Source organism: Lacinutrix salivirga (genome assembly GCF_053604675.1).
Window position 1 is genome coordinate 20,560 of the sequence record NZ_JBSHNP010000141.1, and the last position, 20,139, is coordinate 40,698.

The 20,139-nt window shown below is 29.0% G+C and carries 22 protein-coding genes; all 22 read left to right on the forward strand.

Annotated features, from left to right (window positions below; all coding sequences use genetic code 11):
- Nucleotides 1-14 precede the first annotated feature (14 nt).
- The 22 genes from ACVC5O_RS13865 to ACVC5O_RS13970 all read left to right on the forward strand — a co-directional run bounded on the left by ACVC5O_RS13865 (nt 15) and on the right by ACVC5O_RS13970 (nt 19,745).
- Complete coding sequence (locus ACVC5O_RS13865; RefSeq protein WP_452222086.1) at nt 15-1,787, forward strand: DUF6624 domain-containing protein; 1,773 nt, start codon at nt 15-17, stop codon at nt 1,785-1,787.
- Between the two features lie 65 nt (nt 1,788-1,852).
- On the forward strand, nt 1,853-2,347 hold the full coding sequence (locus tag ACVC5O_RS13870) for a hypothetical protein (protein ID WP_452222087.1): 495 nt from the start codon (nt 1,853-1,855) through the stop codon (nt 2,345-2,347).
- A 40-nt stretch (nt 2,348-2,387) separates the two neighbouring features.
- Complete coding sequence (locus ACVC5O_RS13875) at nt 2,388-2,909, forward strand: hypothetical protein (RefSeq protein ID WP_452222088.1); 522 nt, start codon at nt 2,388-2,390, stop codon at nt 2,907-2,909.
- A 458-nt stretch (nt 2,910-3,367) separates the two neighbouring features.
- The gene (locus tag ACVC5O_RS13880) at nt 3,368-3,649 is read left to right on the forward strand and encodes a toxin-antitoxin system YwqK family antitoxin (RefSeq protein ID WP_452222385.1); all 282 of its coding nucleotides are present in this window, start codon (nt 3,368-3,370) and stop codon (nt 3,647-3,649) included.
- 425 nt (nt 3,650-4,074) lie between these two features.
- Nucleotides 4,075-4,809 (forward strand): hypothetical protein, encoded by a 735-nt coding sequence (locus ACVC5O_RS13885; protein WP_452222089.1) that lies wholly within the window; start codon nt 4,075-4,077, stop codon nt 4,807-4,809.
- A 277-nt stretch (nt 4,810-5,086) separates the two neighbouring features.
- A complete protein-coding gene (locus ACVC5O_RS13890; protein WP_452222090.1) occupies nt 5,087-5,662 on the forward strand; it encodes a hypothetical protein in 576 nt (191 codons plus the stop codon).
- 203 nt (nt 5,663-5,865) lie between these two features.
- Nucleotides 5,866-6,345, forward strand: a complete 480-nt coding sequence (locus ACVC5O_RS13895) for a hypothetical protein (RefSeq protein WP_452222091.1) — start codon at nt 5,866-5,868, stop codon at nt 6,343-6,345.
- A 125-nt stretch (nt 6,346-6,470) separates the two neighbouring features.
- Nucleotides 6,471-7,157 (forward strand): hypothetical protein, encoded by a 687-nt coding sequence (locus ACVC5O_RS13900; RefSeq protein WP_452222092.1) that lies wholly within the window; start codon nt 6,471-6,473, stop codon nt 7,155-7,157.
- Between the two features lie 28 nt (nt 7,158-7,185).
- Nucleotides 7,186-7,851, forward strand: coding sequence for a hypothetical protein (locus ACVC5O_RS13905; protein WP_452222093.1), 666 nt, complete (start codon nt 7,186-7,188; stop codon nt 7,849-7,851).
- Between the two features lie 118 nt (nt 7,852-7,969).
- A complete protein-coding gene (locus tag ACVC5O_RS13910) occupies nt 7,970-9,181 on the forward strand; it encodes a WG repeat-containing protein (protein ID WP_452222094.1) in 1,212 nt (403 codons plus the stop codon).
- Between the two features lie 235 nt (nt 9,182-9,416).
- Nucleotides 9,417-10,451, forward strand: coding sequence for a helix-turn-helix domain-containing protein (locus ACVC5O_RS13915; RefSeq protein WP_452222095.1), 1,035 nt, complete (start codon nt 9,417-9,419; stop codon nt 10,449-10,451).
- A gap of 81 nt (nt 10,452-10,532) precedes the next feature.
- Nucleotides 10,533-11,102: a hypothetical protein gene (locus ACVC5O_RS13920; RefSeq protein WP_452222096.1), complete on the forward strand. Its 570-nt coding sequence runs from the start codon at nt 10,533-10,535 to the stop codon at nt 11,100-11,102.
- A gap of 167 nt (nt 11,103-11,269) precedes the next feature.
- Entirely contained in the window at nt 11,270-12,667 is a 1,398-nt protein-coding gene (locus tag ACVC5O_RS13925; RefSeq protein ID WP_452222097.1) for an alpha/beta hydrolase, read from the forward strand.
- On the forward strand, nt 12,664-13,479 hold the full coding sequence (locus tag ACVC5O_RS13930) for a hypothetical protein (RefSeq protein WP_452222098.1): 816 nt from the start codon (nt 12,664-12,666) through the stop codon (nt 13,477-13,479). The genes ACVC5O_RS13925 and ACVC5O_RS13930 overlap by 4 nt, the downstream gene beginning before the upstream one ends.
- 157 nt (nt 13,480-13,636) lie before the next feature.
- The gene (locus tag ACVC5O_RS13935; RefSeq protein WP_452222099.1) at nt 13,637-14,371 is read left to right on the forward strand and encodes a hypothetical protein; all 735 of its coding nucleotides are present in this window, start codon (nt 13,637-13,639) and stop codon (nt 14,369-14,371) included.
- A gap of 12 nt (nt 14,372-14,383) precedes the next feature.
- On the forward strand, nt 14,384-15,244 hold the full coding sequence (locus ACVC5O_RS13940; protein ID WP_452222100.1) for a hypothetical protein: 861 nt from the start codon (nt 14,384-14,386) through the stop codon (nt 15,242-15,244).
- Entirely contained in the window at nt 15,228-15,899 is a 672-nt protein-coding gene (locus ACVC5O_RS13945; protein ID WP_452222101.1) for a hypothetical protein, read from the forward strand. The genes ACVC5O_RS13940 and ACVC5O_RS13945 overlap by 17 nt, the downstream gene beginning before the upstream one ends.
- A gap of 184 nt (nt 15,900-16,083) precedes the next feature.
- On the forward strand, nt 16,084-16,665 hold the full coding sequence (locus ACVC5O_RS13950) for a Crp/Fnr family transcriptional regulator (RefSeq protein ID WP_452222102.1): 582 nt from the start codon (nt 16,084-16,086) through the stop codon (nt 16,663-16,665).
- A gap of 708 nt (nt 16,666-17,373) precedes the next feature.
- The gene (locus tag ACVC5O_RS13955) at nt 17,374-18,285 is read left to right on the forward strand and encodes an alpha/beta hydrolase family protein (RefSeq protein WP_452222103.1); all 912 of its coding nucleotides are present in this window, start codon (nt 17,374-17,376) and stop codon (nt 18,283-18,285) included.
- Between the two features lie 179 nt (nt 18,286-18,464).
- Nucleotides 18,465-18,815 carry a hypothetical protein gene (locus tag ACVC5O_RS13960; protein ID WP_452222104.1) on the forward strand — a complete coding sequence of 117 codons (351 nt, stop codon included), beginning with the start codon at nt 18,465-18,467 and terminating at the stop codon, nt 18,813-18,815.
- Between the two features lie 256 nt (nt 18,816-19,071).
- The gene (locus ACVC5O_RS13965; protein ID WP_452222105.1) at nt 19,072-19,428 is read left to right on the forward strand and encodes a DUF6326 family protein; all 357 of its coding nucleotides are present in this window, start codon (nt 19,072-19,074) and stop codon (nt 19,426-19,428) included.
- A 128-nt stretch (nt 19,429-19,556) separates the two neighbouring features.
- On the forward strand, nt 19,557-19,745 hold the full coding sequence (locus ACVC5O_RS13970; RefSeq protein WP_452222106.1) for a hypothetical protein: 189 nt from the start codon (nt 19,557-19,559) through the stop codon (nt 19,743-19,745).
- The last annotated feature ends 394 nt before the right edge of the window (nt 19,746-20,139 follow it).

Below are 20,139 nucleotides of genomic sequence, written 5' to 3' on the forward strand. Positions count from 1 at the left end.
TAAAATTACTCTATATGAAATACATTATTCTTGGTTTTACTACCTTATTCATTTTTAATTGCTATTCGCAAGTAAATACAGTCAATAAAGAAGAAATAAGAGAAGACTTAAATGAAATTATTAATGATATTTCACAAAACTATGTGTATCTCAATGAAAAAAATGTAAGTCTAGAATGTATTAAAGCGTATTATTCTAGCCAGATTAAAAACATACAAACAGAAGAAGATACTGTACTTTTTTTTGAATATTTATTAGACGAATTTTACGACAACCACCTTACGCTTCACACAAACAGGAATTCTTCATATCGCCTTTTTGCACCAATTTATGCAACAATTGAAAATGAAAAACCAATTATCACGAATATTTGGCAAACCCAAATAGAAAATTTAAATCAGAATGTAATCGGAGCAGAAATTCTAAAATTTAACGGAAAAAACTTTGAGCAAGCAATTAATGATTTTCCAACACATTGCAACGACAAAACTAATCCCGAAGTAAAAGAATGGATTGCCAATAAAATACTCGCAGGTCGGTATAATGAACCTAGAAATTTAACTTTAAGATTATCCGATAATGAAGAAATTGAATTGGATATTGACGCTATTAAATTAAAAGAAAATACTGATTTACTTACTGTTAAAACTGTAGATGATATTGGTATAATAAGAATTAATAATTCTTTAGGTAATGATAATTTGGTAACCGAATTTGATAAAGCTTTAGACAATTTATTTGAGTCAAAAGGTATTGTCATTGATTTAAGAAATACAATCTTTGGTGGAGATTCTTATGAAGCCCGTGGAATCATGAGCAGATTTATTGTCGATAAAAGACCATATCAGCAACACGTATTTATTGAAAAATCGGAAGGTAATCCAGGTGTTGAGAGAAACTGGGTTGAATATGTAATACCAAGAGGGAATACGTATAAAAACCCTGTTGTGGTATTGGCTGGACGTTGGACAGGCAGTATGGGCGAAGGACTCGCTATTGGTTTTGAAGGTATGGAAAGAGGTAAAATTGTCGGCACCGAAATGCGTAGGTTAGCCGGTGAAGTGTTCGATTTTGGTTTTGAACATCAAAAGTATGGTTACAAGCTTTCAGGAGCAAAAATATACCATATAAATGGTACAATCAGAGAAGAATATATACCTACAAACTATGTAAAACAAACGACCATTTTTAAAGACGAAATCCTAAAACAAGGACTTGATATTATTAAACATCAAGTAAATAAAACGGATAGTATTTTAAAAAAAGAGCTTGAAAGTATAAAGGTTGAAGACCAAACCTTACGACTTTTATTGCCTAACGTTATTGAAAAATTTGGTCGTGAATCTGAAGAATATAAATATATCTGGTCTCAAATTCAAAGGCAAGATAGTATAAGTTCCAACAAATTATTTGAAATATTAGATAACTATGGTTGGGTTGGCCAAAGCCGAGTTGGAAGTACTGCAAACCAAGCCATTTGGCTTACCATCCAGCATTCAGATTTAGAAACACAAGAAAAATATCTTCCGTTATTACGTGAATCTGTAAAAAATGGAGAGTCTGAAGGCTGGCATCTTGCCTTTCTTGAAGACCGTATTTTAATGAGAAAAAAGCAGAAACAAATTTTTGGTACGCAAGCAGTTTGGGATAATGATTTAAAAAAGAACAAAATATACCCTATTCAAGATGTGAAAAATGTTAATATAAAAAGAAAGCAACTTGGGTTAGAACCCATAGAGGATTACGCAAAAAAAAATGAATATATTTTTAATAAAAAAGAAAATTAAGGGTGAGTTACAAGGCAATTTCCCTTTAAACTAAGTATTACTGTTGGTATTAATTTAAACAAAAGATGGGGCACAATATTTCAGCAATTATTGGAGAAAACAATGTGAATAAAGAAAAAATTAAAGAATTAGGACTTGCTGCTGCATTTGAAAGTAACTATGTAATCATAATATTAGATTTTGATGCAATGATTGAACTTGAAGAAACACTAAATAAATCTTCTGATTCCGAAAGTATAAATCTCAGTTGGGATTGCAAATTAACTAAATTTATTGCTAAAGAAATTGGTCTCGAAAAGTTCGCATTAATCCAAACAGATTATTTTGGCGGAATAGGAGAACAATATGCCTCATACTTTGAGGATGAACGAAAAATTTTGAGTGAAGTAGGTATAAATGAAGCATTAAAAAGTCTTGGTGTCAAAACAAAAGACAACCAAGATGAATTCGACGCTCTAAATTTAGGAGAGTATCGAGAGAGCGAATATTATTATTGGGACATTGGTAATTGGGCTGAAAAGAAAGAAAATATGATTGCAGGCCGCATATTAAATAAGTAATGACCAACACCATTTACAAAAACCTTGACTATAATTAAAAATGGCGCAGAATATATCATTGATTATAACAAAAGAAAAAATTAATTTGGATAAACAAGTCCATCATTTTAATGAAAATGGATTTCTTATTATTCCAGTTAATGAAGATAGTTTTAATTCAATAGAAAGTCATGCAAAGAAGTTTAAAAGTTTTCAAGAGATATTTGACAATGAAGTAGTAGGTTTTTTTAAAGATGCTAATGAATCTGACTATAATGACATTGAAGACTACGAGGGATTAATTTTAGTAGAATTAATTGCAAGGTTGAAACTAAAAGATTTTTTGCTTTACCATCTTTCAGAAGTTTATTTAACAGGAGTATTTACAAATGCTATAAATTTTAAAAATGGAAAGGTTTATGGAAATGGTTATGAAGAATTTGAGAAAACAGGAATTGATATAAATAACTATTGGAAATATTACTCTTGTAAAGAAAAGTATAATAATCCTAATTCTTATAAGGAAAGGCAAACTAATATAAAATCATTCTCTCAGAAAAAATGGTTTAAATTTTGGAAATAACGACACCCAAATATGATTATAATTAATTGCTTGTTCTCGCCTACTTCTGAAATTCCTCACGGATTTTCAGATTGGTGTGTACTTACTAAGCTTGTTAAAAATCAAGCGACTACTCATACCGATACAATAACAGACTGTGATATGGGACCGATATATTTGACTTCTTGTAGCCAGTCTTGTCAATCAGTAAAGTACTTTTTATTTTAACTAAAGGGATGTTGTGCATTTAACAAAATAGCAATGAGGTAACATAGTATTTATTTTGAAATAACGAGTTAGTTGTAATTTGAAAAATCAAATCGAAAATGTAACAAAACTATTCATAGAAGCTCATTCTGAATTTGTAAAAACAAAGAAGTCAGAAAAGAGTGTCGAATCTTTATTTGACTTAGTTTATTTAATGATGGAAAAAGAAACAACTGAGGAAGATAACTATATTCTTTCGAAACTTTATTTTTATTAGGAAAAAAAGAGTTGGAATTTGGAAATACTATTTTGAAAATGGTCAATTAGAAAAAGCTGAAAGTTATGAAACCGGAATACTAATTAATAAAAAGGAATACTTTATAAATGGTCAGCTAAAACTTTCAGTACAATTTGACAAAAATGAAAAAACAATTAAAGACAGAAAAGAGTTTTATTCTAACGGTCAATTAAAATATATTGAAAGATTTGAAAATGGATTAAGAACTGGAAGAACTAAATATTATTTTGATAATGGAAGCTTACACACTCATTAGCCAAAAATAAAGAAGGAAAAGAAATTGGTAAATGGAAGTATTACCATTTAAATGGAGTGTTAAGAGAGTTTTGGATTTTTATGCCTAGTAAATGGCGAAAAAAGTCTTATTACAATAGCGGACAATTGAAAGAAGTTGGGAAATACAAAAAAGGCAAAAAAAATGGCGAATGGAAATATTTCGATAAAAATAGTGAATTAATCAGAACAAAAACATTTGCTAACAAAAGAGGGGTATAAAACATAGCTAATAAGCGCTGAATCGAAAGATTTGTGTTATTTTCGAAGACCGCCAAATTTTTAATTTGGCTTTAAAATGAAAAGTTAAAACAAAATATAAAAATTAGCTCAGTGCTAAACCGAAACATAGTGTGTTTTTATACGCTACGTTTCATACACTGAACGTTGGATACAAACTAAAAAATGATGAAAACATTAATAATATTGATATTCTTTGGAATGAGTATTTTATCTTTTGGGCAAAGTGATAAGCTTATACTGACTTTTAATGAATTTACTGTTCTTAAAGATACAGTTAGAAATACATTTAAAATTAAAGACCAAAATAATAAAATAGTGAAAAAAGAACTGAAGTATGTAAATTATGCTGGATACAGTAATTCTTTGCAAATATTAGATGGCAATTATAATCTTATGTATTTCGATGAAAATTTAAAACAAATAGAGCATCCAGAAAATGAAATAATCGAAGTCTGTGGTACAGTCGCATACTTTAAAATGAAAATTATTGAGAATAACGAAAACTATTTAATCGAATTTACAGAGGATAAATCAGTCTATAGTGAAGGCATAAAAAAGACAATAATTGATACAATAGCGAAAGTTAATATTAAAGATATTTATTTTGCTAATTCAAAAAAGGAAATTAATTATGATGAAAACTTTGATTTTCCGACTTATTTAATTTTAGATTTAGGTAATAAGTTTGGAATAAAACAAAATGACACTATAGAATATTATGATTCAGTAGATTTGAAAAATCCTTTTGCAATAAAAGTACAAAGGAAAAATCTTTTTGGCTATTATGGTATAACAGAAATTAAATTCAAAGAGTTAAATGAGTTCAAATATAATCTCGCCAAATTTAAATCAGAATTAGGAAAAAAAGGATTTATTGATAATAACGGAAATGAATACTAAAGCCAGTTGACAATATAGTAAAAGAGAGAGGATTATCAATGTTGTCGAAGTCTGAAGCTTCACCGTATATTATAACCTTAATTCTCTCTTTTGTTCTTTCTTATTATTATATAAATTTATAGAGAATCAAACTTTAGATGTATAAACGCAATTACGGCAGATTCGACTACGTCCGAATCCAATTGGAATTGTTAAAGTCAGTGTCAAACCAAAAATAAACGCATATTAACCCGTAACTGACGGTTATACGAGACCGTTAGATTTAATTTAAGAAAAAATGGAATTTTGGAAAACTATTGAGGAATGTCTTTGGGATGAGGGTTTTGATGTTATGAACGAAAATGGCTCAATCTCTTGGGAAAGTGAAAAAGGAAATCATACTATCAAATCTAAAGATGTCGCTATTGCTGGAAACAAACTCGCTTGGTATCAAGACGAAGAATATGGAAGATGCTGGGTTAGAATAAAAAAATCAAATGGAATTGTTATTAATTGGAAACCAATTAGCAATCATTCTGACTTTGGGTTTAGACTTTCATACATCAAATGGTTTGTAGATAAATTAATTATAATTTATTGTGATAAACATTCAACTTATGTTGTTAAAATTGAAAACCTTACTATAACTGTATTGTATATCGGAAATATCAATAAGATTCAAATAAAGGAGAATGAGATATATATTCAAGATTCTCAAAACACAGAATTTATTCAGAGAATAAAACTTTATTCTGAATCTACTACTATTAATTGCGTACCCATAGCTAATCTTAAAAACCTGACCATAAATGTTGAATGGGATTCTTTTGACTATTATTTTATGAAACTTAATGAAGATTATAATAAGAACTAAAGCTAACAATGACTATAAATAATTGCTTTTTCTAGCCTATATCTGAAAACCCTCGCGGATTTTCAGCTTGGTGTGTACTTGCAAAGTTTAGTGTTAAAACCACGCAACTACTCAAAGCCGAGACCGATGGACACTTAACAAAATAGCAATGGAATAACATTGTTTTGATATTGAAATAACAAGTTAGCCATAATTAAATAAAAATGAATAAAGATATTTTAGACATTATTGAGGAGGAATTGTTCAAAGACAATATTGACACCGAATTAAAAGATGACTGTATTTTTTGGAAAGATAATTTTGGCACAGAAAATGAAATCCATATTAATCAGATCGCAGTTAATGGACATCTTATTGCTTGGTGGCAAAAAAATGAAGTGGGAAAAGAATTAGTGCGTATTAAAGTCAAAGATGGAATCATTATTAATTGGAGACCACCAATTAACACAATGGAATTAGGGTCTTTAGGCTGTGATTATATCAAATTTTATTTTCAATTTCTCATAGTAAAATATAAAGATAAGCATAGGCATAGAATTTTTATAATTGATACTAAACATATTCAAGTAGAGGAAATAGAAACAAGTGGTTATACACAAAATGTAAAATTGAATGGAGATAAATTGTTGATAAGAGATATGGGATATGATATAATAATTACAACAGTTCAAGCCAAGATATAATAAGGCTTTGTTTGAACTAACCGACTATCTATTGATAATATGATTGATAAAAACTACGACTAATACCGTATAAGATTAGTTGCATAAACAACGAAACTAATCTTACACAAACACGCACCACAAATATGAAGAAACTCATCATAATTATACTAATATCATTTTTAGCTTCCTGTCAAAGTACCAAGTCTATAAGCGGAACTTGGGTTGGAATATCAAGTTATTCGAGTAAGCAACCTACATTGAAATTTGGCTTAAACGGAAACATAGTTTCATTTAATGATGGGAAATATAACACATTTTGTTTTGAATGTATTCCACAGAAAAGAAATGGCACTTATAAAGTAGAATCAGATAAAATTTTCTACAATAATGATTTGAAAAACTATGAAACAATTAAAAAATACTCTAAAGACAGTGTCTCTATTAATGGAAATTTCCATTTAAATAAAGTTGGAGCTTTTGGAGCTATTAGTAAATCGAATAACTTAATATACTATAAAATACCTGAAAAGCTTAAAAATCAATATAATTACGTAAATCTTTCAGGAAGTAAGTTTAGCATTAATTATTCAAAGAACAGGGGTTTTCAAAAAATTTTAGAATTTAAGAATGATTCAATTCTATATGAGTATACGAATAACGAACGGAATATCAGAAAACTGAATTATAAGACTATTAGTTTTGAAGGATACTCAGTAATATTTATAGGGTTAAGTAGCCCTTTTGTTATAAAAAGCGTTGACGATAGTAAAATTAATGCAGTATTATTCACTAAAGAACCACAAGAAATCCAACTGGTCAAAATTGAATAAATACGTGTGTTGCCAGTAATTTGAAAAAATGACTAACATCCATTTCATATTAATTGTTTTAATTTCCCTAAACACGTATGGGCAATCTGAAGAACTTGATACTATAAGGTTCAAACCAATAGAAACGACATCTATTGAATCAATAGAATATTTAGAAATGAAGATTATAGATACTTTGAATAAACCTAAAGCTTTTATCCTATCTCAAGGTACTTTTCCAGAACTTATTGCACTTAAAAAAAAGAACAAATACATAACATTTAATTTATTGCCTGAACCTTCGTACGGAACTGTTACCAAAATTGAAAAAAAACAAGTGAATGGAAAAAATTATAAAGAACTTGTAGTTTATTCCGAAACTACATATGGTCATTCTGGTCTTGGTGGAGGTTTGAGAGAAACTCACAAAGCAATTATTATTTATGATTTAAAAAAATTAGAAAAAATATTTGACCAAGAATATTTTTTTTCGACTTATAGTTGGGATAATGATGTTTCAGACAATTTAACTGTGTCTTCAACAACTGAATATTTTGAATGTAACAACTGTAAAATTAAGGTAATGAACAAAAAAATATTGTTTGAACTAAAAGAAAATGAAGAATGTGATGAAATTGATTTATCTGACTTTATTGAAACAAAATGGATATACGAATTAAAAAAGAATATGTTTATCAAACATACTGAAAAATAAAAAATAAACGGTAAAATTTAAAAGTCCGGCTTGTGGCTAAACCAAAAATAATTGCTAATCTACACACTACATGCCATATACAAGACTGTTGGATTTAATGCTAAAAACAACTTATAATATGAGAAAGATTTTTATTTTGACATTTACATTTTTACTTGTTCTTATGCAGCCTGGAAGAAGTCAAGAAAATGATACTAGACTTTACAAATTTCAACAGAGCACTGCTGAAGGTAGATTCTACGGTTTGATTAATGCTAATGGAGATATAGTAGCCGAACCCATTTTTAAAGAAATTGCTTCCTTTAGTGAAGGCTTAGCTTATGTGAGAGTTAGAGAAGAAAAAGATTCTAAAGCAGGCTATATTGATACATCGGGAAATATGGTAATAGAAGCAAAATATCAACCATCCTATGGCAAGTCCCGAGATTTTTCTGAAGGTCTAGCTTCTGTAAGGATTAATGGTGAGTTTGGATTTATTAACAGGAAAGGAGAATTAGTAATAGCAGCACAATACGCTAAAGCTCATCCTTTTAATGAAGGATATGCAGTTGTTGAACCAATTTTTGGGGAAAGAATTATAATTGACAAAAGTGCCAATGTTATACTTGACCCAGTCTCTGTTTACAAGAAAAATGCTTATCAAACATCAATAGGTGAAACTGTAAACATCGGTGAACGTGTAAAGAATGGGATTATAACAATGTGGGTACACCGTTATAATCACCTAACAAGAAGCACAGTGGTAAATATGAATGGTGATTTTTTATTTTCATTAAAGCCATATATAGTCCACGAGATGAGCGAAGGTTTGATAAGAGTTCGAACAAACGATTGGAAAAATAAAGGTTATATAAATAAAAATGGTAAAACTGTTATACCATTTGATTATTCATCAGCTACTGATTTTAAGAATGGTCATGCCAAAGTAAAAGATAAGAACACAAAAATGTATGGAATAATAGACCTTAACGGAAATTATGTTGTACCACCTGAATATAGCTACATTTCGGACGATTTTTATAAATCTGATTATATTTTTGCCAGAAAACCCAAGGGTAATTTTGGCTATATAAATTACAAGGGTAATCAGGTAATTGATTTTAAATATACTTATGGCGGTTTCTTTTCAGAAGGCTTAGCAGTTGTAAGTACACCTCTAAATGAGAATATGTATATCGACAAAAATGGAAATAAAGCTTTCGAACTAGATTTCGATATTTCGCAATATGATAATGAAAATTTTAAAGGTGGAATTGCCAAAGTACATCTAAAAGATGGGCATTCTGCATATATCAACAAAAATGGAGAGGTAATATTTAAATTTAAGTAACAAAAGAAGCCCTTCTAATTAAAAATAAATATTTTTATTATAATTTTAAAAATAATAGATACAAACTTAGGATGGCTATACATAATACGGGTAAAAGTGCTAATATGAAAATAAGTACATAAAATAAGCTAAGTGCTAAATTGAAAGGTAACTGCCTTGAAATCCCGCACTACACATAGCCGAGACCGTTACCACCAATTAGACCACGATTGCTGAAAAAACAATAATTTGATAAATGAATTTTGAAAACCAACTCATCTTTTTCTTTAGTGCTTTAGGAGCGTTTAATGGTTTTTTACTTTCATTTTTCTTTGCATTTATTGCTCAAAAGAAAAAGTTTTCGAATTTTTTTTTGGCATTATTGTTACTGACTTTGAGTATCAGAATTATTAAATCGGTTTTCTTTTATTTTAATCCAAATCTATCTGGTGTTTTCATTCAAATTGGAATTTCTGCTTGCATCCTAATAGGTCCATTTCTTTACTTGTACTTTGCATCTTTTATAAAAAACGAAGTAAGCAGATGGAAACTTAATATTTTACCATTTATAGTTGGAATAACTATTCTAGGTATTGCTTATCCTTATATGGAGTATAGAACTATTTGGAGTAAATGGATTTTAAAAGGAATTTACATTCAATGGCTTATTTATATAATTTTGTCATTTAAAGTTATAAGACCCGTTTTCCAAAGACTTTTTCAAAAAAAAGAAAAACTTTCTAGTATAGATATTTGGTTCTTAAGTGTTTTTATTGGTGTAACTGTTATTTGGCTCGCTTATAATATTGGTTCTTATACATCCTACATTGTAGGAGCTTTATCATTTTCTTTCGTACTTTACTTAATTATTTTGTTATTCATCTTTAAAAATAATAAGAAAACGTCATTTTTCGAAGAAAAAGAAAAATACAAAAACAAGGAAATAGATACAGAAACTTTGGGACTAATTGAAAGCAAACTATCAATTGTTAAAGACAAAGAGCTTTACTGCAATCCAAATATAACTCTCACAAGTATCGCAAAAGAACTAAATATACCAGCACATACTTTATCTCAATTCTTAAACGATAACTTTAGTAAATCTTTTTCATTGTTCATAAATGAATTAAGAATTATAAAAGCAAAAGAATTACTTTCAGTTCCTAATCAATATACTATCGAAGCTATTGGTTATGAAAGTGGTTTCAACTCAAAATCTACATTCTATACAACTTTTAAAAAAATGACAGGACAAACACCTTCGGAATATCAAAAATCATTAAAAAAATAAGTTCAGATTTATAATTCTGAACTTATTTATTAGTATCGTTTTGCATATTTGCATAGAATATTAACAGAAAATTAAAAATATATGAAAAAATTACTTCTACTGTCATTTGTTATTCTTTTTGGACTAAAATCAATTGCTCAAGAAACTGGAAATGATAGTTATACCATTCAACGACTTATTATTTTCAATGAAAAAGGAGAAATTTTATTGCAGAAACACGAAAACGGATGGATGACACCAGCTTTAAGGCACAATACTGAAGTTACAACGAATAAGGGTTTATTAAATTTAGCAACTGACTTTGGCTTGCAAGTTTCTACGCCTCAACTTCAAGGAATTTTTATGTATTTCCACAGCGACAACAAAAAACCATCTTTCCGACAGCATTATAGCTGTAAATTAATAACTGGAGAATTAAAAATCCCTGAAAGTATGTTAAACGTAAAATGGTTTTCAACAAGCGAAGCGATTGAAAAAATATTAAGTCCAGAAGCAAAAATAGTTTCATCTGTAGGCGAAGCAACAAAGCAGATTTTAGACTATCCAAATATTATTTGGGGAGGTTCTTATATGCTTATTAAGGGAGGTCGTAAAACTAAATCAGAAATGATTGAGAATTTTTATCCAATTGGAAAAATAGTTGGAAGTTGAAAAAATAACTGGTGGTAACACCGTATATAATTTATTGCTAGTTCTAGCCTACTTACGAAAATCCTAGCGGATTTTCTATTCTGTATTATTTGCTAAATTGGGTGCTTAAACCACGCAACAAACCACATACAAACACGTCGTGCATAAGTTTAAACAAAAAATAATCTATGAAATTAATCTTTTACATTTTTAGTTTTTTACTTATCTCTCAATTATCATTCGGTCAGATTAAAACCGATAAAAGTATATTAGAATATGATGTTATTGAACTGGAATCTGAATTTTTTCCAGACCAAAAAAGAATGATTAAAATAATGCTTCCTAAAGACTATGATAACTTTAAGAAATACCCTGTTATATATACGTTGGATGGAAATGGCCTATTTGATTTAACTTCAAATTATGTTACACAGCTTAGTAAACTTACAATCGAAGATGACATTGATTACGCAACAGATGCAATACCGCAATCCATTGTGGTTGGAATATTTCATAATGACAGAGGCTATGAGACAAGACCAAATTTTAGTCAATATCCAAGTGGAGATGAAACTATTTATTTGGAAGGTTCAGAAAAACTAAAAAACTTCTTGATTGCCGATGTTATTCCATACATCAATTCAAACTATAGCACATCTGGATATAATTCAATAATCGGACATTCAAATACTGCTCACTTTGTTATGTGTTTGCCATTTCAAAACAATAACCCCTTTAATGGTATTATTTCTCTCTCAATAAGCGGAGAGTCAATAAACTTTAAAAGAAAAGTAGCATCTTATTTAGCAAAAAATGAAAAGATAAATGTATTTATTGGTTATGGCACAAAAGACTTTGGCTTTAATGAATTTGCAAAATACATAAAGAATAAAGTTTCCAAAGACAATTTGAGAATACTTGAATTTAATGCTAATCACAATGAAATGCCACCAATTTCATTAATACAAGGATTGAAATTTTTATTTAAAGATTACAGAAATATAGATGACTTTTATACAGCATCTAAAAAAGAAGATTTTGACATAGAAGAATATCTTGAGCATTATCAAACAAAGAATAAAAAAGAATATGGTATCGATACAAGAATAAAAGAGGATGATTTTTACTCTTTAATAGAAATGAGTATAGACACCAAAAATGAAAATGCTTTAAATCAGTTACTTGAATACGATTCAAAAGTAAATGGCTATTCAACTCAAACTCATATGCTTTTTGTTTACAACAAAAAAATCGGCAATTTAAAAAAGGCAAATTATTTTGCGAATAAAATGCTGAACAGCACGGATAATTTTGAGAATAGAGTTTTAAAAGCAAACTTGGATATATATTATGATTTTTATATCAACTACCTTAAAGATGTTGAAATGGGAATTGCCTTTTTTGAAAAAGGGAAAAAAAGATTTAAAGACAGTCAACTCGAATTTAGTTATTTCATAGCAAGGGCTTCTATTGAAAACGACACTGCAAGAAAAGTAGGAAAAGCAAATTTAAGGTACTGCGTTAAAAATTATAGACAGAACAGATATTTTAAGGAAATTGATTTGAAAAATTTAAGTAAGAAATGAAAAAAATAGCATATGTATTAAGTTTTGTTTTATTATCAAGCTGTGGTAATAAAATATATAAGAGTAACAAGGAAGAAAGAATCCTGAAAACAGGAACTATTATGGAAATGAATTCTGAAGAATTTCTTATTCAAAATAATACTTGGAATTTAAAATCATCAGATAATTTTAAATTCTACTTTGACAAATCTATTGACTCAAAACTGACTGAAGAAATATCAGATACACAAGAAGAGAATTTTACACACATTGTTAGGTTAATGGGAATAGAAAAGAAAGAATATCCTAAAGTAATCTATTTTCTTTTTAAAGACAAGAATCAAAAGATAGCACTAACTCAAGTTAATAGCGATGCTCACGTAATTGCCCCAAATGTATATTACTTACCAAAAAATGCCAAAGGTGGGCAAGAGGTTGGACATGTTATAACACAGACAGTTTGGGGATTTATCCCAAATGATTCTGAATATGCACTTCTAATAGATGAAGGCTTCAATTATTACATTGATAATGACAAGTTTTATAGTGGCAAACTAGATGAGTATGCCTTAGAATACATTAATGCTAATCAAGCTTTTGAAATTACTGATTTGACTAAAAATGGAAATGGTAAAAGAAACAATGGAGGTCATAGCTTAAATGAAAGCTATGTAGCTGGTTCATTTGTTAAATATCTAATTGAAAAATATGGAACAGAAAAATTTGGAGATATATGGAAGTCCGCTGTTACGCATTCTGAACCTGATTTTGAAAAAAATTATGGTAAGGGATTAGCTCAAATTGGGAATGAATACAAAATTAATTTAAAATAAACTTTTGCAACAATGCTATAGGTAATTGCTTGTTCTCACCTACATATGAAAATCTGCGAGGATTTTCAGTTTGGTGTGTGCTAGCCTAGGAGCAGGAAGGCTTAATAAGTTCGTGCTAAACATGCAACTACTTATAGTCTAAACCGTGACCATATATATGAAGAAACTTATCATAATTATACTAATATCATTTTTAATTTCCTGTCAAAGTACTAAAACTATAAGTGGAACTTGGATAGGAACATCAAGCTATTCCACTAAGCAACCTACATTAAAATTTGGCTTAAATGGAAACATAGTTTCATTTAATAATGGAGAATACAACGCATTTTGTTTTGAGTGTATTCCACAAAATACAACTGGCACTTATAAAGTAGAATCAGACAAAATTGTCTATAATAAAGAATTGAAAAACTACGAAACAATTAAAAAGTACTCTAAAGATAGCATCTCTATTATTGGAAATTCCAATTTAAATAAGATTGGAGCTTTTGGAGCTATAAGTGAATCGAATAACGTGACCTATTATAAAATACCCGAAAAGCTTAAAAATCAAGATAATTACGTAACCCTTTCAGGAAGTAAGTTTAGCATTAATTATTCAAAAAAAAATAAGGATTTTCAAAAAATTTTAGAATTCAAAAACGATTCAATTTTATATGAGTATACAGATAACGGAAAATATATCAGAAAACTGAGTTATAAGACTATTAGTTTTGAAGGATACTCGGTAATATTTATAGGCTTGAGTAGTCCTTTTATTATAAAAAGCGTTGACGATAGTAAAATAAATGCAGTACTGTTTAATAGAGAACCACAAGAAATTGAACTTGTGAAATTGAATAAATACGTGTACCAACAATACTGTATGAAAAATTTGAATAAGAAATGAAAAGATTATAATATGAGAAAAAAACTTCTTCTTGCCCTAATCATAATTACAACTATTAGTTGCAAAAAATCAGAAAAACAAGGGATTGAAATACCTAAAGCCGAACTTAATGCATCCTCTAAAAAAGACCATAAGTCTGTTTCTGAAACGAATTCTAAACTTCAAAAAGAAAACGAAAATCTAAGGAAACTTATTTCTGTTTTAGATTTTTCTTCTAAAAGCATTATATCCGATACGCTAGCAAACACCATCTACCACAGTTTAGTTTTTGAAAACGGTAACGATACAAACGCAACAGATTATCAATTTTTATATTATTTGAGTGATTTAGTCAATCCAAACAGAAATAATAGTCAATCAAAATTAAATACTGAATATTTAATAAAATCGCCGAGCTTAAATAGTTATTTGCATTATCTATGGCGTACTGTAGATAGAAGTCCAGAAAACATAAAGTATTTATTTGACCAAAACAAAGCGTACGCCTATGTTTTATTAAAAACTAGAAACTCTTATAAAGCCTCTGGCTTTGAAAGAACCGTTAAAATCTTACTTAAAAGCTATGAAGAAATAGCTAACGACAAAGAATTGTTAAAAGAATTAAATGCTCGAAGTAATTCAGTTGGCGTGCTATCAGATACTATTTACAGTAAAATAGAAAGCCAGGAAATGAAAGCATTAATTTCGGGATTCAGAGATTCAGATTTTGTAAGTTATACTCATTGGGTCTATTCGTTTTGGGCAAGAAGACACAAAGAAAACAATGCAGAGATAGTATATCGAATAATTAAAGAATTTGATAACGAAATGAGTACATATAGCTATACTGAAGAACTATTAGAAGAAGAAGATTTTTATGAAGACGGTTTTTAAAATAATCCCTATCGTACTTTTTCTATGTTCCTGTAAAAGTTACAAGAATAAAAAAGCTGATGCGTTTTTTAATGCTTGGGAAGTTGAAACGGAGAACATTGTAAAACAAGAAACTGAAAATCAATTAGAAAAAGATATCGCGGAAATTAGCAAACTCGTATTTTGTTTAGAAACAAAACAAAACATCCGATACACTAATCTAAAATACAAAATTGTAAATAAAGAAATAAAAGTTAGCTTAGTAGAAGATTTAGATTCACCTGATTTTAAGACGTTTCCTGCACCTTATTCATTAAAAACACCAAAATATATTTTTAAAGACTCAATTTTTTTAAATCGCCCTAATTGTAATGAGGCTTCACTAAAACTACTAATCTTGACGGACTACTATCGGAAGAAGATTAATGGTAAATTAAAATTCGGGTTTGGTTCTTTCAATCAAGGAAAAAGACTTGAAAATGCAAGAGCAATATTAGAACGTGAATATTCAAAAAAATATAAAATACCAAAAGAATTAAGTAAAATTACGTTTAACAAAAATCGAGATTCTGCTGTTGTTGGTATATCTGTAATTTTCGGTTATAGGTTAAAGCGATTTATTAAGGTTAATAATAATTGGCAATTTGATAAAACATTGCTAGAATTAGATGAATAAAACACTACTGTAATACAGTTCAATTACACTACGTATAAATTTTACTTTTAAATATTTATTGATAATAACAGTATCATTATTCAATGTAAGAATAGATCATCATATTTAATGATTAGAAATTTCTTAATTTTGTTTGTTGAAAATTAACCGACAATGGTTACATAAATAACTAGTAAAAAAGATTTTGGAGGAAAAACTTTTTAACTTTATATCAAAATATATAAGTTTAACTAATGAAGAAAAACAGGCGATTTTAGATTTAGATATTTTTAGACAGATAAACAAAGGAACTATATTACTTAAAGAAGGTCAAAAATCAAACTTGGGCTATTTTGTTCTAAATGGATGTATAAGGACTTATTATGTAATTAAGGGCGTTGAAAAAACTACAGCATTTTATACAGAAATGGAGGGAATTACACCACATTGTGTCCTTACTAAAAAACCCTCTGAATATTATATCACCGCAACAGAAGATTCCATAATTACAATTTCTAACCCAGATATGGAAACTGAAATTTTTAAAAAATTTCCAAAATTTGAATCGCTTTGCAGAATATTATCAGAAGAACTTTTAGCAAAAGAACAGATAAAATTTGATAACTTTAAGACATCTTCACCAGAACAACGCTACTTAAAATTGTTAGAAAAAAGACCGGATTTAATACAACGAGTGCCTCAACATCAATTGGCAAGTTATTTAGGAATTAAACCTCAGTCTCTAAGTAGACTGAGATCAAGAATTATTAAAAAAGAGAAGAAATAAACCTCTCTTCTTAACTTAGGTGAACGTTTTTTAGCTTAAGGATGTTGTAGTTTAGCAGTATGACTCATGAGAAAATCTTACAAGTTATATTAAAGAAAAAAAGAATTGCAATTGCATATTCATATTTTTAGTGAAGAGGTTTATATACAGATACTCATACGTTATGCAACATTTCAGGAGAACCAGAAGAATTTTTGATATAGTTATTTATAAATAATTTTAATCAATTTAAAACAATAAAGAATGAGACCGCAAGTAGTTATTTTAGGATTAATCGGTCTATCTTTTTAATTCTTGTTCAGATAACAATAAGTCTGACAAAAAAATTATTACGGAAGACAATTTACAAACTATTACGGAACAAAATAAAGAATAAAAAAGTTGTACAACATTGTATAAAATAATTGCGGTTTGTTGCCAAATCAAAGACAGTTGGGATTTTGTTAGGTCTGATTATTCTTCAGAAAATCTTCGCATACAAAACCCTAACTATTCTAATACATAAATTAAAAGGCAACGTATGTCTAAGCATCGACTAAATTCTGTTATTATAATTTAGGTCAACGAGTAGGCTTACAAAACGCACCAATAACAATGTCTATACATCATAGATGCGTAGCCATAGCCTATCCTGTGTATGCTACGCATCCGAAAGGAATAGATGTTGACCGTTGTAGGTAATGCGACCAAAACTATGAAGAAAATTAAATGATAAAATTAAGAAGTCCACTTTTATTACTAATTCTATTTGTAACAATGATTAGTTGCAATAAATCAATAGAACAAAAAAAGACGATGCCTGTTCAAGGAAAAGCTGAATCGAATGATTTTATAAAAACAGAAAATGTAACTTTTGAAAGTGAAGGAGTCAAATTGGTTGGTACAATTTATAGTCCTAATCATCCACATTCAGCAGTTGTCATTGTTCACGGTTCTGACCAAGTACCTCGAATGACCAAATTCGCTGAATTGTTAGCCAAGAATGATATTTTAGTATTGACATATGATAAACGTGGAGTTGGAGAATCTGGTGGAGTTTATGCAGGACCTGAAGTAGGAACGAATAACATTAGTGTTGAGAATCTTAATTTATTAGCAAAAGATGTAAATTCTGCTGTTTATGTAATTCATAAGAAAGAAAAAGATTTACCTATTGGACTTATTGGTGCGAGTCAAGCTGGTTGGATAATCCCAATTGCAGCAAATGAAAATCCATTAGTGAAATTTATGGTCTTAATGAGTAGCCCTACAATAACTACCCTTGAACAATTGAGATTTCAATTTTACACAAATGGGAGAACCGATTTTTGGGATAATCACACAGAAAAAAATGCACGTGAACACATTAAAAACGACCCTGATAAATATCAATTTGAAGCTACTGACCCAAAAGAGATTTTAAAAAAACTATCGATTCCTGGTCTTTGGATTTTTGGAGAAAAAGACATTCAAATTCCTGTGAAAATGTGTATTGAGCATCTAAATACTTTAAAATTAGAGAACAAACCATTTGAGTATATTTTGTTTCCATCATTAGGACATAATACCAATATGACAGAACCAATTAGTATTTCTGTTAATTGGATAAAACAAAAGTCACTAGAAATTAAGAACAAATAGAAATAAAGCACTGCCTACAACAATGGCTATAAGTAATTGCTTGTTATCGCCTACTTTTTAAATTCCTGTGGAATTTACAACTTGTTGCGTACTTGCAAAGTTAAGTGATAAACCACGCGAATACTCATAGTCAAGAACGTTGAGCAACATTTTTAAAAAAACAACTAAATAATGAACTTATGAAAACACTTAAATCAATATTGGCAATAACATTTATCAGTGGAATTCTTACTAGTTGTTCCTCAACAAAACAAACTTCAACCTTTAAAAAAGACTTTAAATTAGAAACAATAGAATTTGATGTTAAGGATCATAAAGTTAAAGATTTACTAATTACTCATATTAATAAAACAAAGTTTAAAAGGGGGCAACCAATAAAAAAATCAACTTTTCACAAAGAGAGAATAAGGATTGTAAAATTAATTCGTGAAAATAATAATCCTGATTTTTCTATTGACAAGATAAGTTTTGAAATCGATACGACTTTATCAAAAAATAAATTTTCTGTAAAGACGATTATTCAAAATTGACTAGAATAGTCCATCTAAAAACAAAACTTTGCACGACAATGTGTATAATTAATTGCAGCTGAATTGCATATCGGACATTCAATCTTGTTAACTATCTTTCGGTTACGGCAGAAAAATCGAGCAGGTTTTCCCGCAACTATTCATACACAAATACGATGTCCGTTTGGCAAAGTTTTAACGAATGAACATTAAATAATCTCAATTCTTTTTTGGTGAGCCTAAGTTGCATTTAGGGTATAATTTTTAAAATTTAAATATGGGTATAAAAACTAAACTATCAATGTTATGGCTTCTAGTGATACTTAATATCATAATTGCTGATATTCTTTCAATAATAGTGGAGTTAGTAAATAAAAATACGCTTGATATTTTTGGAGAAGTAAAAACTACCATGGGAATAGCGGCTCTACTTCTAAATATACCAGTATTGATGGTGTTTTTTTCTAAAACATTAAACTATAAAACCAATAGAATTATGAATATTATTGCTAGTCTAGTAACACTACTATTTGTAATTGGTGGTGGTAGCTTACTTCCACATTACATTATTTGTGTCAGTATAGAAGTGATTGTTTTGATAGTAATAATTTGGACTGCTTGTAAATGGGAATGAGTAATTAATCGCTAAAATCAGTCGTTTGAATGCGTTGTAAGTAAAATTCAATGTAACTTTTTTAAGGAATCGAACATTTATGTAATATAACTTAAACTTAAAAAAATGAAAAAGCAAATATTTTTTTATTGAGTATCGGATCATTAATCTCAGGCAGTTATGATGACCAAAAGAATTTCGAAACCGGATTAATAGGAAATTGGAAATTAATCGAAGTTTTAGTTGACCCAGAAGATGGAAGTGGAACTTTTCAATCTATCGAGAGTAATAAAACTATTGAGTTTAAAGTTAATGGGATTGTAAAAATAAATGGCTGATTATGCTATCCATATTCAGAAGAAATGATAAGTTCTGAGACGTTTAATGATAATACAATAAATACCAATTGTCAAAATTCAAATATTACAACAATTAATTATGAATTGGAGAATCATTTTTTAATTTTAACTTTCATTTCTAACGAAGGATACTCCCAAAAGTTCGAAAAAACAAATTATAAACTGCGCACAATCGAGTAGACGGCCGTGAGCAATAAGTTCAAGGTGCGCCTCTCACACCACCCAGCGTACGGGTTTCGTATTGAGCGGTTTGTTGACTTGACGGTAGTTGCAATTGTATAAACCTGTCCTGTAAATAAACCTTATTATTTAATGAATTGGAGGTAAAACATTTGTATTTACGTGACAAAACAACCTATTCTCTAAATAATAA

Excerpts from the sequence above, each read along its gene's own strand:
- ACVC5O_RS13865 (WP_452222086.1), top strand. The coding sequence starts at position 15 with ATGAAATACATTATTCTTGGTTTTACTACCTTATTCATTTTTAATTGC.
- ACVC5O_RS13870 (WP_452222087.1), top strand. The coding sequence starts at position 1,853 with ATGGGGCACAATATTTCAGCAATTATTGGAGAAAACAATGTGAATAAA.
- ACVC5O_RS13875 (WP_452222088.1), top strand. The coding sequence starts at position 2,388 with ATGGCGCAGAATATATCATTGATTATAACAAAAGAAAAAATTAATTTG.
- ACVC5O_RS13885 (WP_452222089.1), top strand. The coding sequence starts at position 4,075 with ATGAAAACATTAATAATATTGATATTCTTTGGAATGAGTATTTTATCT.
- ACVC5O_RS13890 (WP_452222090.1), top strand. The coding sequence starts at position 5,087 with ATGGAATTTTGGAAAACTATTGAGGAATGTCTTTGGGATGAGGGTTTT.
- ACVC5O_RS13895 (WP_452222091.1), top strand. The coding sequence starts at position 5,866 with ATGAATAAAGATATTTTAGACATTATTGAGGAGGAATTGTTCAAAGAC.
- ACVC5O_RS13900 (WP_452222092.1), top strand. The coding sequence starts at position 6,471 with ATGAAGAAACTCATCATAATTATACTAATATCATTTTTAGCTTCCTGT.
- ACVC5O_RS13905 (WP_452222093.1), top strand. The coding sequence starts at position 7,186 with ATGACTAACATCCATTTCATATTAATTGTTTTAATTTCCCTAAACACG.
- ACVC5O_RS13910 (WP_452222094.1), top strand. The coding sequence starts at position 7,970 with ATGAGAAAGATTTTTATTTTGACATTTACATTTTTACTTGTTCTTATG.
- ACVC5O_RS13915 (WP_452222095.1), top strand. The coding sequence starts at position 9,417 with ATGAATTTTGAAAACCAACTCATCTTTTTCTTTAGTGCTTTAGGAGCG.
- ACVC5O_RS13920 (WP_452222096.1), top strand. The coding sequence starts at position 10,533 with ATGAAAAAATTACTTCTACTGTCATTTGTTATTCTTTTTGGACTAAAA.
- ACVC5O_RS13925 (WP_452222097.1), top strand. The coding sequence starts at position 11,270 with ATGAAATTAATCTTTTACATTTTTAGTTTTTTACTTATCTCTCAATTA.
- ACVC5O_RS13930 (WP_452222098.1), top strand. The coding sequence starts at position 12,664 with ATGAAAAAAATAGCATATGTATTAAGTTTTGTTTTATTATCAAGCTGT.
- ACVC5O_RS13935 (WP_452222099.1), top strand. The coding sequence starts at position 13,637 with ATGAAGAAACTTATCATAATTATACTAATATCATTTTTAATTTCCTGT.
- ACVC5O_RS13940 (WP_452222100.1), top strand. The coding sequence starts at position 14,384 with ATGAGAAAAAAACTTCTTCTTGCCCTAATCATAATTACAACTATTAGT.
- ACVC5O_RS13945 (WP_452222101.1), top strand. The coding sequence starts at position 15,228 with ATGAAGACGGTTTTTAAAATAATCCCTATCGTACTTTTTCTATGTTCC.
- ACVC5O_RS13955 (WP_452222103.1), top strand. The coding sequence starts at position 17,374 with ATGATAAAATTAAGAAGTCCACTTTTATTACTAATTCTATTTGTAACA.
- ACVC5O_RS13960 (WP_452222104.1), top strand. The coding sequence starts at position 18,465 with ATGAAAACACTTAAATCAATATTGGCAATAACATTTATCAGTGGAATT.
- ACVC5O_RS13965 (WP_452222105.1), top strand. The coding sequence starts at position 19,072 with ATGGGTATAAAAACTAAACTATCAATGTTATGGCTTCTAGTGATACTT.